The organism is Mycobacterium hainanense (assembly GCF_041890355.1).
Lineage (GTDB): Bacteria > Actinomycetota > Actinomycetes > Mycobacteriales > Mycobacteriaceae > Mycobacterium > Mycobacterium hainanense.
On the sequence record NZ_CP169059.1, the window covers coordinates 3,013,185 to 3,026,183 of the forward strand.

At 65.8% G+C, this 12,999-nt stretch carries 13 protein-coding genes; 3 read left to right on the plus strand and 10 right to left on the minus strand.

Going from position 1 to position 12,999, the window contains the following annotated elements:
- Window positions 1-11: 11 nt before the first annotated feature.
- The 8 genes from ACEL92_RS14115 to ACEL92_RS14150 all read right to left on the minus strand — a co-directional run bounded on the left by ACEL92_RS14115 (window position 12) and on the right by ACEL92_RS14150 (window position 8,346).
- On the minus strand, window positions 12-1,097 hold the full coding sequence (locus ACEL92_RS14115; RefSeq protein ID WP_374021365.1) for an IS630 family transposase: 1,086 nt from the start codon (window positions 1,095-1,097) through the stop codon (window positions 12-14).
- Window positions 1,098-1,140: 43 nt separating this feature from the next.
- Entirely contained in the window at window positions 1,141-1,704 is a 564-nt protein-coding gene (locus ACEL92_RS14120) for an HdeD family acid-resistance protein (protein ID WP_374026216.1), read from the minus strand.
- Window positions 1,705-1,757: 53 nt separating this feature from the next.
- On the minus strand, window positions 1,758-2,186 hold the full coding sequence (locus ACEL92_RS14125; RefSeq protein ID WP_374021366.1) for a hypothetical protein: 429 nt from the start codon (window positions 2,184-2,186) through the stop codon (window positions 1,758-1,760).
- A 511-nt stretch (window positions 2,187-2,697) separates the two neighbouring features.
- Window positions 2,698-4,818 carry a glycogen debranching protein GlgX gene (gene glgX, locus ACEL92_RS14130; RefSeq protein ID WP_374021367.1) on the minus strand — a complete coding sequence of 707 codons (2,121 nt, stop codon included), beginning with the start codon at window positions 4,816-4,818 and terminating at the stop codon, window positions 2,698-2,700.
- Window positions 4,819-4,908: 90 nt separating this feature from the next.
- Window positions 4,909-5,928, minus strand: coding sequence for a 4-hydroxy-2-oxovalerate aldolase (gene dmpG / locus ACEL92_RS14135; protein ID WP_374021368.1), 1,020 nt, complete (start codon window positions 5,926-5,928; stop codon window positions 4,909-4,911).
- Entirely contained in the window at window positions 5,925-6,878 is a 954-nt protein-coding gene (locus tag ACEL92_RS14140) for an acetaldehyde dehydrogenase (acetylating) (RefSeq protein ID WP_374021369.1), read from the minus strand. The genes dmpG and ACEL92_RS14140 overlap by 4 nt, the downstream gene beginning before the upstream one ends.
- A 23-nt stretch (window positions 6,879-6,901) precedes the next feature.
- Window positions 6,902-7,690, minus strand: coding sequence for a 2-keto-4-pentenoate hydratase (locus ACEL92_RS14145; RefSeq protein ID WP_374021370.1), 789 nt, complete (start codon window positions 7,688-7,690; stop codon window positions 6,902-6,904).
- Entirely contained in the window at window positions 7,687-8,346 is a 660-nt protein-coding gene (locus ACEL92_RS14150; protein WP_374021371.1) for a TetR/AcrR family transcriptional regulator, read from the minus strand. Before ACEL92_RS14150 ends, ACEL92_RS14145 begins: the two co-directional genes overlap by 4 nt.
- An 89-nt stretch (window positions 8,347-8,435) precedes the next feature.
- On the opposite strand from ACEL92_RS14150, the gene ACEL92_RS14155 reads away from it, so the two are divergent.
- Genes ACEL92_RS14155 through ACEL92_RS14165 form a run of 3 tightly spaced genes read left to right on the plus strand, consistent with a single transcriptional unit; the run spans window position 8,436 to window position 11,859 of the window.
- On the plus strand, window positions 8,436-9,983 hold the full coding sequence (locus ACEL92_RS14155) for a bifunctional 3-(3-hydroxy-phenyl)propionate/3-hydroxycinnamic acid hydroxylase (protein WP_374021372.1): 1,548 nt from the start codon (window positions 8,436-8,438) through the stop codon (window positions 9,981-9,983).
- Window positions 9,984-9,994: 11 nt separating this feature from the next.
- Complete coding sequence (locus ACEL92_RS14160; RefSeq protein ID WP_374021373.1) at window positions 9,995-10,849, plus strand: alpha/beta fold hydrolase; 855 nt, start codon at window positions 9,995-9,997, stop codon at window positions 10,847-10,849.
- A gap of 8 nt (window positions 10,850-10,857) precedes the next feature.
- The gene (locus ACEL92_RS14165) at window positions 10,858-11,859 is read left to right on the plus strand and encodes a VOC family protein (RefSeq protein WP_374021374.1); all 1,002 of its coding nucleotides are present in this window, start codon (window positions 10,858-10,860) and stop codon (window positions 11,857-11,859) included.
- Window positions 11,860-12,049: 190 nt separating this feature from the next.
- Here ACEL92_RS14165 and ACEL92_RS14170 read toward each other — a convergent pair whose 3' ends face one another.
- Both ACEL92_RS14170 and ACEL92_RS14175 read right to left on the minus strand, forming a co-directional pair.
- Window positions 12,050-12,175, minus strand: coding sequence for a hypothetical protein (locus ACEL92_RS14170; RefSeq protein ID WP_374021375.1), 126 nt, complete (start codon window positions 12,173-12,175; stop codon window positions 12,050-12,052).
- Between the two features lie 20 nt (window positions 12,176-12,195).
- Entirely contained in the window at window positions 12,196-12,993 is a 798-nt protein-coding gene (locus ACEL92_RS14175) for an AI-2E family transporter (protein ID WP_374021376.1), read from the minus strand.
- Window positions 12,994-12,999 lie beyond the last annotated feature (6 nt).

The following is a 12,999-nucleotide window of genomic DNA, read 5'->3' on the forward strand; positions in this document are numbered from 1 at the left end:
GTACTCCTCGGCTAGTGTCCTGAGTCATTAATTCGTCGGCAGTAGTTGGCGACGGATTCGAGGATTTGGTCGGCGGTTTTGGTCCAGACGTAGGGGCGGGGGTTGTCGTTCCAGGTTTGGATCCAGGCACGGATGTCGGTGTTGAGTTGGCGCACCGAGGTGTGGGTGCCGCGGCGCAGTTTCTTGGTGGTCAGTTCGGCGAACCACCGTTCGACCAGGTTCAGCCACGATGAGCTGGTCGGGGTGAAGTGCAGGACGAATCGCGGATGTGCTGTGAGCCAACGCTTCACCGCTGGGGTCTTGTGCGTGGAGGCGTTATCCAAGACCAGGTGCACGTCGAGATCGGTGGGTACTTCGGCGTCGATCTTGCGGAGAAACGCCAAGAACTCGGTGGCCCGGTGCCGCGAATGAAGGGCTCCGATGACCTTTCCGGTGGTGAGGTCGAGTGCGGCATACAGGCTGGAGGTGCCGTGACGAACGTAGTCGTGGCTGGCGCGCGCGGGGGTGCCCGGCAGCATCGGGAACACTGGCTGGGTCCGGTTCAAGGCTTGGATCTGAGTCTTTTCATCCACGCACAGCACCAGGGCCCGCTCGGGTGGATTTAGATACAGCCCGACGACGTCGCGGACCTTGGCCACGAACAACGGGTCCTTGGACAGTTTCCACGAATCCTGTTTGTGCGGAGCCAATCCGAACGCTCGCCATACCCGCGAGACCATCGACTGGCTCAGCCCGAGATGCTCGGCCATCGATCGGGTCGACCAGTGCGTGGCATCCGCTGGGGTGGTCTCCAACGTCGCAGTGATCAACGCTTCGATCTGCTCATCGCCCACCAGCCGTGGCCGGCCAGGACGCGGCTCATCGAGCAACCCGTCAAGCCGGTCGGTCACAAACCGCGTCCGCCACTTACGAGCACTGGAAATGTTGATATCGAGCTTGTCAGCGATCGCGGTATTGCTCAGCCCATCGGCAGCGGCCAGCACGATCCGCGACCGCATTGCCAACGCATTGGCACTGTTGGATCGCCTCGACCACGACAACAACTCAGACCGCTCGTCTTCGGTCAGATCCACCACGGGTGCGACAGGATTCGGCACCCACCAAGCTTAAACGCTAATGATGAATTAACGACTCACGACACTAGGTCGCTGGCTGCGCTGGGTGACGAGCGCCACCGGTCAACCGCTCAAAACCGCGCTCGACCGAACTGATTCCCTTGCGCGCCCGCAAAGCCCAGACGATCTGCGTGATACCGATGACGACAAGCGACACGCCGGCGACAATTGCCAATAAGACGATCGAATGCAACGGCCAGGCGATCACTATCATTCCGGCGAGGATGCTCACCACGCCGGAAAATATGTGCCAGCCGCGCTCGGGCAACGCCTGATTGCTGATAGCCAGCGCCGATTCCGCGACGCCCTGAAAAATGAAGCCGACCCCAATCCAGATGGCCAGCAGGACGATTGGCCAGCCAGCATAGAAGTGGCGGAAGGCGAACACACCCAGAACGATCGACAGCGCGCCACTGATGAACAACAGCACGCCATCGGACAACCCCAGCGCGAACGCGGCGGCAATCTGGGCTATGCCTGACGCAATCAGATAGATGCCAAACAATATCGCCGCAGCCAGGATGGACTTGCCCGGCCACACCAGCACTATTACCCCCAAGATCAGCGTCAGCACTCCCCAGGCAAGCATCGATTTCCAAAGGTTGCGGACTACATCTCGAGTGTCGAAGGTGGTCACGATTCTCAACTCCTTGCGGCTAATTGGTCGGCCTCGCCTCGGGCGAGTTCCGCGCGCACTACGGCCCATTCCGCTGCGTCCAGGCAGTACGCCGCGAGGTTTACGGCCACAACCGCATCGTCCTCGGCATTCTCAGCCGCACGCTCGGCGCTTTTCTCCTTCATGTCGCCCTGCCACTTTTCGAAGTCGGCACGCATCTGATTGATCTGATGCTCGATCGAGCTCTTGGTGTCCGACCACCAGCTACGGGCGTCTTCCTTCGCCAGGGTCGCGGCCGCCTCCAGCTCGATCTTCTCCTGCTCGATTGCGGCCTCGAGTTCGTTACGGCGGGCCCGCAGTTTTTCTCGGTTATTCTCTTGCACCGCGGTCGCCGAGTCCTCGACTTTCTTGACCCGCCCTGCCAGGTCCAGCAGCGACTCCGACAACTTTTTCATCTCATTCCTTTCATCGATCCGTCATCGGACAGCGACTAGTGTGTGCCGTTGGCAGCTGCCGGTGTAGGGTAAAAGGTCACATGATCGCCACTTCTGACATCAAAGAAGAAGCACCACATGCTGTTTGGCATAGTTTCGGTCTTGACCAAACGTCATCATTGACGGGTTCGGCAACTCGGTCAGCTGTTGCGAGAAGGGCACAACCAAAGCCACTCAGTGGTCCAAATGATTCGCGCGGCTAAGCAACTCCTCGAGCGCCTAACCGAATCCCTCGAAGCGATCTTCTTGTCCACCTTCGTCCTGATCGGCCAGAATCGGCAGGCGGAATTTCAGCAGGCCAGGCCGACCATGAATTTCATATTGAAGAACAAGAGCTACATATCACCACCGAACTGACACGCCAGATCCATGAACTGACCCCGGAGCTGCACCGCCACATTCTCGGGAAAGCTCCCGACAACGCGGAACTCGCGTAGTACTTCCACGCAATTGGCGATTCCGGCGCCATGCCTCATGACATCCCGGTTCTCGAGGTTGCCCGCTCGGCAGGGCAGGTGCAGATGACAACGGAGCGCGGCCCGGCTGGCGGGGGGCCGGCCGCTCCGACCCGTGTGGCATCGAAGCTGTCGCAGACGACCCGCCAGTCACCCGCGGAGACGCCGGCGGGCAGCGCGAATGTCATTGTCTCCCACCAGCCGTTGATCAAGACGAGAAAGAGATCGTCGAGCAGCGGGGTGCCGTCCTCGCGGCAGTCCGGATCGACCGACCCGTCGATCAGCACGGCGACGCTGCGCGCCAGCGGGTCCGCCCAGTCCCGGTCGGTCATGTCGCTGCCCGACGGCGTGAACCAACGCAGGTCGCGGGCCGCGGGCCCGGTGAGGAAGCGCCGTCGCCGGAAGACAGGGTGGCCGCGGCGCAACGCGATGAGGTCGGTTGTGAAGCCCAGCAGCTCGCGATCGATCGTCGACCAGTCAAACCAGCTGATCTCGTTGTCCTGACAGTAGGCATTGTTGTTGCCGCCCTGAGTGCGACCGAATTCGTCGCCACCGAGTAGCAGCGGCACGCCGGCTGACAGCACCAGCGTGGCGATAAACGCACGCTGCTGCCGCGAGCGCAATTTCAGGACGTCGGGTTCGGCGGTGGGCCCCTCCACCCCGCAGTTCCACGACCGGTTGTCGGTTGTGCCATCCCGATTGCCTTCTAAATTGGCGTCATTGTGTTTGTCGTTGTACGACACCAGGTCGGCCAGCGTGAAGCCGTCGTGGACGGTGACGAAGTTGATCGACGCGCTGGGCCGACGGCCCTCGTCGCGGCCGCCGTAGAGGTCGGCGGATCCGCACAGTCGCGAGGCAAAATCGCCGAGGAGCCCGTCGCGGCTGCGCCAGAAGTCCCGCACCGTGTCACGGAACCGGCCGTTCCACTCACTCCACAGGGGCGGGAACCGGCCCAGTTCGTAGCTATCGAACCGGCCGACGTCCCACGGCTCGGCGATCAGCTTGACCCGGGAGATCACCGGGTCCTGAGCGACCAGCGCAAAGAACGCTGCGAACGGATCGAAGTCGCCGCCCTGCCTGCCCAGCGTCGTCGCCAGGTCGAAGCGGAAACCGTCGACCCCCATCTCCGAAACCCAGTAGCGCAGCGAATCCATGATCATCTGTAGCGTCGCCGGGTGATCAGCGTTCACGGCGTTGCCGGTGCCGGTGGTGTCGACGTAGCGCGACGGGTCCGCCGGATCCAGACGGTAGTAGGCGCGGTTGTCCAGGCCACGGTGACACAGCGTGGGACCGCTGGCCCCGCCTTCGGCGGTGTGGTTGAACACAACGTCGAGCACCACCTCGAGGCCCGCGCCGTGCAGTCGGTTCACCATGGCGCAGAACTCCTCGACCTGTCCGCCCGGGAGGCCCGCCCGCACCGCCGCCGAGTACCCCGCATGCGGTGCGAAGAAGCCGATGGTGTTGTACCCCCAGTAATTGGTCAGCCCGCGGTCCACCAGGAACTGTTCGGGCACGCTGTGATGCACCGGCAGCAGTTCCACCGCCGTGACGCCCAGGCCAACCAGATGATCCACCGCCGCGTCGTGCGCCAGGCCCGCGTACGTTCCGCGCAGCGCGGGGGGTATGTCGGGATGGGTGGCGGTGAAACCGCGCACATGCACCTCGTAGAGCACCGTCTCCGCGAAGGAGTAGCGGGGCCGTGACGCCGCGGGCACCGACGTGTCGCCGATCACCAGACTGCGCGGCACGCATGCCGCGGAATCCAATTGGCTTGGTGCCGCCGGGTTTCCGACGTGGTGGCCGAGCACCTCCGGGCCGTACCGCACGTCGCCCGCGATGGCGCGCGCATAGGGGTCGAGCAGCAGCTTGGCCGGGTTGTAGCGCAGGCCGCGCCCCGGGTCGAACGGTCCGTCGACGCGGTACCCGTAGGCCTGCCCGGCGTGCACGCCGGGCACGAATCCGTGCCACACGTCGCCGTCGCGGTCCGGCAGCTCCAACCGCGACTCACTGCCGTGGCGGTCGAACAGGCACAGCGTCACGCGGTCGCCTCCCGACGACACGGCGAAGTTGGTGCCGCGCGGGTCGGACGTGGCGCCGAGGGGGGTGGGGCTGCCCGGCAAGACCTGAAGGCTCGTCATGGCTCCGTCATTGTTGCGCGTGGGTGGACTGCTTCGCAGTCTCGTCCGGTGGCGGCTCACACGCCAGAGTCAACGGGCACACGCCGTCCGTCAGGCGGACGCCCGTTCGCCGGTCAGGTCGAGGGCGATGTCGACGAGCAGGTCCTCCTGGCCGCCGACCAGCCCGCGGCGCCCGGCCTCGACCAGCAGCGATCGCGCATCGACGTCGAAACGTTCGGCGGTTGCCTCGGCGTGGCGCAGGAAGCTGGAGTACACGCCGGCGTAGCCCAGCGTCAAAGTTTCGCGGTCGACGCGCACCGGCCGCTCCTGCAGGGGCCGCACCAGGTCGTCGGCGGCGTCTTCGAGCGCATTGAGGTCACAACCGTGTTGCCAGCCCATCCGGGTGGCCGCCGCGACGAAGACCTCCAGTGGCGCGTTACCGGCGCCGGCGCCCATGCCCGTCAGTGATGCGTCGACACGGTGGCAGCCGTGCTCGACGGCGACGATCGAATTCGCCACCCCCAGCGCCATGTTGTGGTGCGCGTGGATGCCGACTTCCGTTGTGTCGTCCAGGCTCTCGCGGACTGCTCGCACCCGGTCGGCGACGTCGCGCATGGTCATCGCGCCACCGGAGTCGACGACGTAGACGCACCCCGCCCCGTATCCCTCCATCAAAACGGCCTGTTCGGCGAGCTTCTGCGGAGTCGTCATGTGGCTCATCATGAGGAAACCGACGGTGTCCATGCCGAGGTCGCGCGCCGCGGCGATGTGGTGCGCCGAGATGTCGGCCTCGGTGCAGTGCGTCGCGACGCGCACGACACTGGCGCCCGCCCGGTGCGCGGCGGTCAGATCGCGGACCGTGCCGATGCCCGGCAGCACGAGGGTCGCCACCTTGGCCCGTTGCACGGTCCCGGCCACGGCCTCGATCCACTCCAGGTCGGTGTGGGCGCCGAACCCGTAGACGCAGCTGGACCCCGACAGTCCGTCGCCGTGGGCGACCTCGATCGAATCCACCCCGGCCTCGTCGAGCGCCCGTGCGATCTCGGTGACCTGCTCCAGGGTGTAGGAGTGTCGCACGGCATGCATGCCGTCACGGAGCGTGACATCACTGATGTAGAGCGGCTTGCTCATTTCCGTACTCCCACAGTCGTCATCGAGTGCGCGGCGATTCGTTCCGCGGTGGCCAGGGCGGCCGACGTCATGATGTCGAGGTTGCCCGCGTAGGCGGGCAGGTAGTGCGCGGCGCCCGTCACCTGCAGCATGACGGTGACCCGGGCGCCCATGAACTTCCCGGTCTCCGGAATGTGCAGCGGCCGGTCGGCGTCGAACGTCTCGAACTGGACGGGCTTGGTGAGCTTGTAGCCTGGCACATACCGGGTGACCCGCTCTGCCATCTCGGCGATCGATGCGCCGATGGCTTCGTGGTCGCAGTCGCCCTCGACCAGGCAGTAGACGGTGTTTCGCATGAGGATCGGGGGGTCGGCCGGGTTGAGGACGATCACCGCCTTGCTGCGCTGCGCTCCGCCAACCACTTTCAGCGCGGTGGCGGTCGTCTCGGTGAACTCGTCGATGTTCGCGCGCGTGCCCGGGCCGGCCGACTTCGACGAAATGGACGAGACGATTTCGGCGTACGACACCGGGGCCGCGTTGTTGACGGCGGCGACGATCGGCACGGTGGCCTGCCCCCCGCACGTCACCATGTTCAGGTTCGGCGCGTCGATATGGTCCTCCAAGTTCACCACCGGCACGCAGAATGGTCCGATGGCCGCCGGCGTCAGATCGAGGACGCGAACGTCCTTGTCGCGCAGCATGTCCCAGTGCCTGACGTGGGCGCTGGCGCTGGTGGCGTCGAATACCAGCCGGATGTCGTCGAAGTGGGGCATCGCCAGCAGGCCCTCGATGCCCTCGGACGACGTCGGGACGCCGAGGTGTTTCGCCCGGGCCAGCCCGTCGGACAAGGGGTCGATGCCGATCATCGCCGCCATCTCCAGCGGCCCCTGGCTGCGGAGGACCTTGACCATCAGGTCGGTGCCGATGTTGCCGGACCCGATGATGGCGACCGGATACCGTTGGTTACTCACTGGCCTGCTCCTCGTTTGGGCTGTTACTCGAAATTCACGCTGACGGAACCGAGCCCGGCGACCGTCGCCGACGCGCGGTCGCCGGCGGCGACGAAGACGGCCGTGGTGTACGAGCCGGACATGACGAACTCGCCGGCCTCGATGGTGGTGCCGTATCCAGCGACCGCGTTAGCCAGCCAGGCGACAGCGGCGGCGGGGTGGCCCATCACAGAGGTGCCGGCACCCGTGGCGACGGTCGCGTCGTTGACGACGAGGGTCGCGGTGGTCTCGGGGAGCGCGGGCGCCCGGCCGATCGGCACCCACTCTCCCAGCACCACCGCGCCGGAGCTGGCGTTGTCGGCGACGGTGTCCGCCAACGTGATCCGCCAGTCGACGATCCGGCTGTCGACGATCTCCAATGCCGGGGCGACGGCCTCGGTCGCGGCCAGCACGTCGCCGATCGTCACACCCGGACCGCGCAAGGGCGCGCGCATCAGGAAGGCGACCTCGGGCTCGACGCGCGGCGCGCAGAACGCGGTGGCCGGGACGGTCCCCCCGTCGGAGAGCACCATGCTGTCGAGGATGTAGCCGAAGTCGGGCTCGTCGACCCCGAGCAGCTCCTGCATGGGCGCAGAGGTGATGCCGATCTTGTGGCCGCGCAGCACGTGACCCTGCGCGAGGTAACGGGCCATGTTGACGCGCTGCACCGAATATGCCTGCGCCACCGTCATGTTCGGGTGGGTCCGCGTCAGCGGCTCGATTGGGACGCGGGTGCTCTGGGCGTCGTAGAGCAGTTTTGCGGCGTCGGTCAGCTGAGCGGATTGGACGGTCATGCCGGCTCCCCGGGCTCGAGCGACTTGGCCGCCATGTCGAAGACGATGCGGACGTGCAGGTCCAACAACCTGACCAGGTCGACGGAGTCGCCACCGACCTCCTTGGCGATGAACAAGCCATCGGCGCCGGCAATCGCGTAGGTGGTCAGCAGGTGCACACCTTCGTCGCCAAGCTCCGGCGCAATCTGCCGTACCATCTCCGCGAACCGGTGGAACGCGCGATCGCGCACCTCGAGGAACATCTCCCTGGCCCGCGGTTCGACGGGCCGACGCTCCAGGCTCAGCATGAGCCCGAGGCGCAGGAAGTCCGGCGCATCGAGCAGGGCCTTGGCGACCCGACCGCCGAACTCGGTCATCCATTCGCGGTCCACCGTCACTTCCGGCAGGTCCAGCTCGGCCAGCCAGCGCTGAAAGCTTCGTTCGATGACCGCGGCGATCAGGTCGTCCTTGTCGGCGAAGTGCCAGTAGATGGAGGTCGGCGGCAGGCCGCTCTTCTTGCTGACCAGTGAGATCGTGGTGCCGTCGTAACCGCGTTCCGTGGCGACCTCGGTCGCCGCGTCGAGGATTCGCTCGCGCGACTGCTCGCCATTGGCCCGCGTACGCCGCTGAGCACGGGGTTCGTCGGCATTGGGGCCGGCCGACTTTTTCTGCGCCACATTCCCTCCTTTTCGGTGTTGACGATCACGCTACCGACAGCTTACTGTATGGAGCACTACATTAACAACCTCCACCGAAGGTTCCCCTCATGTCAGACCATCCGATTTATGACGTAGCGATCGTTGGGTACGGGCCGGTCGGCGTCACCGCCGCCAATCTGCTCGGCCAGATGGGCCTCAAGGTCGTCGTCGTCGAGCGCGATCCGAACATCTACGTACGCGCCCGGGCCATCTCCACCGACGAGGAGGTCGTGCGCATCTGGCAACAGGTCGGCCTGGCGGATCGCCTCAACGCCGACATGCAGCCCGGCAACGGCGCCAACTTCGTCGACGCCGACGGCGTCCCGTTCGTGCGGCTCCTGCCGGTGTCGCGCGGCAACGGCCACCCGCCGCAACAGTTCATCTACCAGCCGGCACTGGAGAAGGTGCTGCGCGAGGGGGTGGACCGCTTCCCCAACGTCAAGGTCCTCCTCGAGCACGAGTGCCTGCGGGTGGTTCAGCGTGACGAGCACGTCGAACTCATGCTGGCCGATCTTCGCGCCGACGAGTTCCGGCGGATCCGGGCGTCTTACGTGATCGCCGCGGACGGCGGGTCGAGCTTCATCCGCGGCCAGCTGGGCATCGGCTTCAGCGGGCGCACCTACGGAGAGCGCTGGATCGTCATCGACACCAAGGTGCTCAAGGAATGGCCCGGCCACGACCGGCTGCGCTTCCACTGCAACCCGGAGCGGCCGACCGTCGACTGCCCCACCCCGCTGGGTCACCACCGGTGGGAGTTCCCCGTGCGCGACGAGGAGGACGAGAGGGACCTCCTCTCCGAGGAGGCGATCTGGAAGGTGCTGCGGGGACAGGGGATCTCGCCCGACAACGTGAAGATCCTCGGGTTCGCCTGCTACAGCCACCACGTCCGCTTCGCCGACCGGTGGCGCGTCGGCCGCGTCTTCCTGGCCGGCGACGCCGCGCACGCGATGCCGCCGTGGATCGGCCAGGGCATGTGCGCCGGCGTTCGCGACGTGGCGAACCTGTGCTGGAAGCTGGCCGCGGTGCTCAACGGGTCGCTGCCCGAGTCGGTGCTGGACACCTACCAAGCCGAGCGGATGCCACACGTGAAGGAGGTCACCAACCGCGCGGTCAAGACGGGCAAGCTGATCATCCAACGCGACCCGCGGCGCGCCGCCGTGCGAAACCACTTCTTTCGCACCGCGAGCAAGGTGCCGGGGTTCACGTCCTGGCTCCGCCAGCACCGCTGGCTGCCCGACGCGCGTTACCAGAAGGGTTTATTGGCGCACAACGGAAATGGTGCCGTCGGCTGGCTCATCCAGCAGCCGTGGGTGGTCGAGGAGAAGGGTGACGCCGTCCGATTGGATGACGTCATCGGCGGCCGCTGGACCGTGCTGCACCTCGGGCCGGCCCCCGATCTGCGGGAGTGGCGTGAGGCGGGCGTCCCCGTCCTGAAAATCCTTGTGCCGGGCGCGGTTCCGAGCGCGGACAGCATCGTGGATGCGGACGGCATCCTGACGCGCTGGCTCGACAAGCGCGGCGCGTCGGCGGTGGTGGTGCGGCCCGACGGGTTCGTATACGCCGCCGCAAAGGAAGACCAGCGGTTGCCGGGGCCCCCGGCCGGGCTCAAGGTTTAAGGAGAGAATCGATGACCAGCAACACCATGACCGAGCGCACCGTGCGCGTCAACGGGAAAGACATCTTCCTCGTCGAGGCCGGGGACGGCCCACCGGTGGTCCTACTGCATGGCGGCGGCCCGGGCGCGTCGGGCGTGTCGAACTATTCGAAGAACATCGAGCCGCTGGCCGAGAACTTCCGCGTGATCGTCCCCGACATGCCCGGCTATGGCCGCTCGTCCAAGGGGGTCGATCGCGACGATCCGTTCGGCTACCTGGCCGATCACATCCGCGGCATGTTCGACCAACTCGGCATCGAGCGCGCGCACCTGGTCGGCAACTCCCTCGGCGGTGCCTGCGCGTTGCGCCTCGCCCTGGACACCCCGCATCGGGTCGACAAACTCGTGCTGATGGGCCCGGGCGGTGTCGGGACGAGCCGTGGGCTGCCGACCGCGGGGCTGAAAAGCCTTCTGTCGTACTACGGCGGCGACGGGCCCAGCCTTGAAAAGCTGCGCACGTTCATCCGCTCGTATCTGGTGTACGACGGCGAATCCGTCCCGGATGCCCTGATCGAGGCGCGCTACCAGTCGTCGATCGAGCTCGAGGTCGTCGCCAATCCGCCCCTGCAACGGCCGACGGGCCCAAGGGTGTTGTGGCGAATGGACTTCACCCGCGACCGCCGGCTCAAGCACCTGGCCACCCCGACGCTCGTCATCTGGGGGCGGGACGACAAGGTCAACAAGCCCAGCGGCGCGGCGATGCTGGGCGAGCGGATGCCCAACGCCGACGTGCTCATCACGGCGAACACGGGCCACTGGGTCCAGTGGGAACGCGCCGACTTCTTCAACGCCGTCACCACCGCGTTTCTGACGCCTGACCATCTGTAAGGAGCCTCATGACCACTGACATCTTCGGCAACGTCCACCTGGGCTATGTCGTGATCGAAACCAACAAGTTCGCCGACTGGAAGCGCTTCGGGCGCGACGCGATCGGCATGCACCTCGACGAGATGCTGCCCGACACGATGCGGTTTCGCCTGGACGCCAACGAATGTCGCTTCCTGCTGCGGCGGGGGCCGGCGGAGGACGTCGTCGCCCTCGGTTGGCATCTCGACGACCACGCCACTTTCGACGAGGTCTGCCGCCGGGTCGCGGACCACGGCGTGCCCTACGCCGAGGGCAGCGACGACGACGCCAAACTTCGCGGCGTCGAGCGCTTCCTGCGGTTCCCCGGACCCAACGGGCTGACGCAGGAGGTGTACAGCACCGCCCGCACCGCCCCGCTCTCGCTGGACATACCGGGCAGCGGGTTCGTCACCGGCGCAGGGGGATTGGGCCACGTGGCGATCTTCACCAAGAAGCCGCACGAGATGCGAGGCTACTACGACCACGTGTTCAACGCGCGCCTGTCGGACTACATCGACGAAACGATCAACGGCCTGAAGCTGAAGGTCCGCTTCCTGCGCGTCAACGAACGTCACCACTCCGTGGCGATCGCATCGGTGAACATGTTGCCCGTCAACCCGATTCGCACGCGGGTGCAACACGTGAACGTCCAAGCCGCCACGCTCGACGACATGGTGACGTCGTATCAGCGCGTCAAGGCGCTGGGTTTCGAGATGACGATGTCGGTCGGGCAGCACACCAACGACAAGGAACTGTCGTACTACGCGATGACACCGTCGGGATTCGAGTGGGAGGTCGGCTGGAACCCGATCGTCGTCGACGAGTCCGTCTGGAATCCGACGACCCACCAGGGCATCAGCATCTGGGGGCACAAGCTGGAGGGGCAGACGGTGGTCGACAAGCTCGAGATGTTCGCCGTGGCCGCGCGGTCGGTGCTGCATCGCGAGGACACCGTCCCCGCGCTCAGTTCCCCGCCGATCGCCGACGACTGACCCCGCCGTTGCGGATAATCGCGTCACGAGCGCCAACGCCGCCGCCTCGGTTCCCGACGCGCCCTCGCCCGCCGAAATACGTGGTTGTGCTCTGCAATCTGTCGCTCCCGACCTTCCGCTGTGGGCTCATCGGCCGAAATGTCGAACCGTATGGAACGGTCAGGTCCACGCGCCGGTGGGTCGGACTCCATCATGCTTCATCCAGCGTCGGAAACAGGAGTTCGGAAACCAGGAGCTGCACTGCCGCGGCGACGGGTATCGCGACCAACGCCCCTACTACCCCGAGCAGCGCCGCGCCGATGAGAACGGCGAACACGGTCACTCCTCCGGGCACTCTCACCGCACGCCCGATGATCTTGGCGTCAACAGGTAGTCCTCGGCCAAGCGGAAGGCGACGTAGAAAGCCACAGTGGCGATACTGACCGGGACGGACACCGTCAGCGCCACCAGCGCGACCACAAACCCGCCGACCGTCGACCCATAGGGGAATAGATCGATGATCGCGACGAACAGCCCGAGCAGCACCGCATAGGGAACGTTCAGGAAGAAGCACCACACGAACGTTGCTACCCCGGCGATGACAGAGGTCAGCACATTGCCGAAAACGTAGTCACCGAACTTCGCCATCACCTCGTCGCCGATGAGGATCGCGCGCGGTCGCCGCGACATCGGGACCAACCGATACACGGTCGATCGGATCCGCGGCAGCTCGGCCAGAAAATAGACGGTGAGCACGGCCACAATCCCGACGTGTGACAGTGCTCCGAAGATTGTCTCCCCGGCCTTGAGGAGGCCCCCAATAGCTGGCGAGCCCGAATTGTGGAGCATGTCGCTGATCCGCTGTTGGATATGGAAGCGCTCGTTTAGTCCCCCGATCACGGTCGAGTGGCTCTGTGCCTGCTGAAGAAAATGTGGGACCTGCTCGATGAATTGACGGGCTTCCTGCACCAGCGGGGGGACCGCCGCCGCCACGGCACCGGCGAGGACCCCAAACACCATCACGACCACGAGGCTTACCGCCGCCCATCGCGGCAGTTTGCGGTTCACTAGCCCGGACACCGCAGGCTCAAGCCCGAGGGCGAAAAAAATCGCCGCCCCGATCAAGACCAGAACCGAGGACGCTGCCCCGAGCATCCGCAC

What these genes read in the sequence shown, in the direction of transcription:
- ACEL92_RS14160 (WP_374021373.1), top strand. Translation starts at nt 9,995, where the DNA reads ATGACCAGCAACACCATGACCGAGCGCACCGTGCGCGTCAACGGGAAA.
- ACEL92_RS14175 (WP_374021376.1), bottom strand. Translation starts at nt 12,993, where the DNA reads ATGCTCGGGGCAGCGTCCTCGGTTCTGGTCTTGATCGGGGCGGCGATT.
- dmpG (WP_374021368.1), bottom strand. Translation starts at nt 5,928, where the DNA reads ATGAGCAAGCCGCTCTACATCAGTGATGTCACGCTCCGTGACGGCATG.
- ACEL92_RS14125 (WP_374021366.1), bottom strand. Translation starts at nt 2,186, where the DNA reads ATGAAAAAGTTGTCGGAGTCGCTGCTGGACCTGGCAGGGCGGGTCAAG.
- ACEL92_RS14120 (WP_374026216.1), bottom strand. Translation starts at nt 1,704, where the DNA reads ATGCTTGCCTGGGGAGTGCTGACGCTGATCTTGGGGGTAATAGTGCTG.
- ACEL92_RS14165 (WP_374021374.1), top strand. Translation starts at nt 10,858, where the DNA reads ATGACCACTGACATCTTCGGCAACGTCCACCTGGGCTATGTCGTGATC.
- ACEL92_RS14155 (WP_374021372.1), top strand. Translation starts at nt 8,436, where the DNA reads ATGTCAGACCATCCGATTTATGACGTAGCGATCGTTGGGTACGGGCCG.
- glgX (WP_374021367.1), bottom strand. Translation starts at nt 4,818, where the DNA reads ATGACGAGCCTTCAGGTCTTGCCGGGCAGCCCCACCCCCCTCGGCGCC.
- ACEL92_RS14145 (WP_374021370.1), bottom strand. Translation starts at nt 7,690, where the DNA reads ATGACCGTCCAATCCGCTCAGCTGACCGACGCCGCAAAACTGCTCTAC.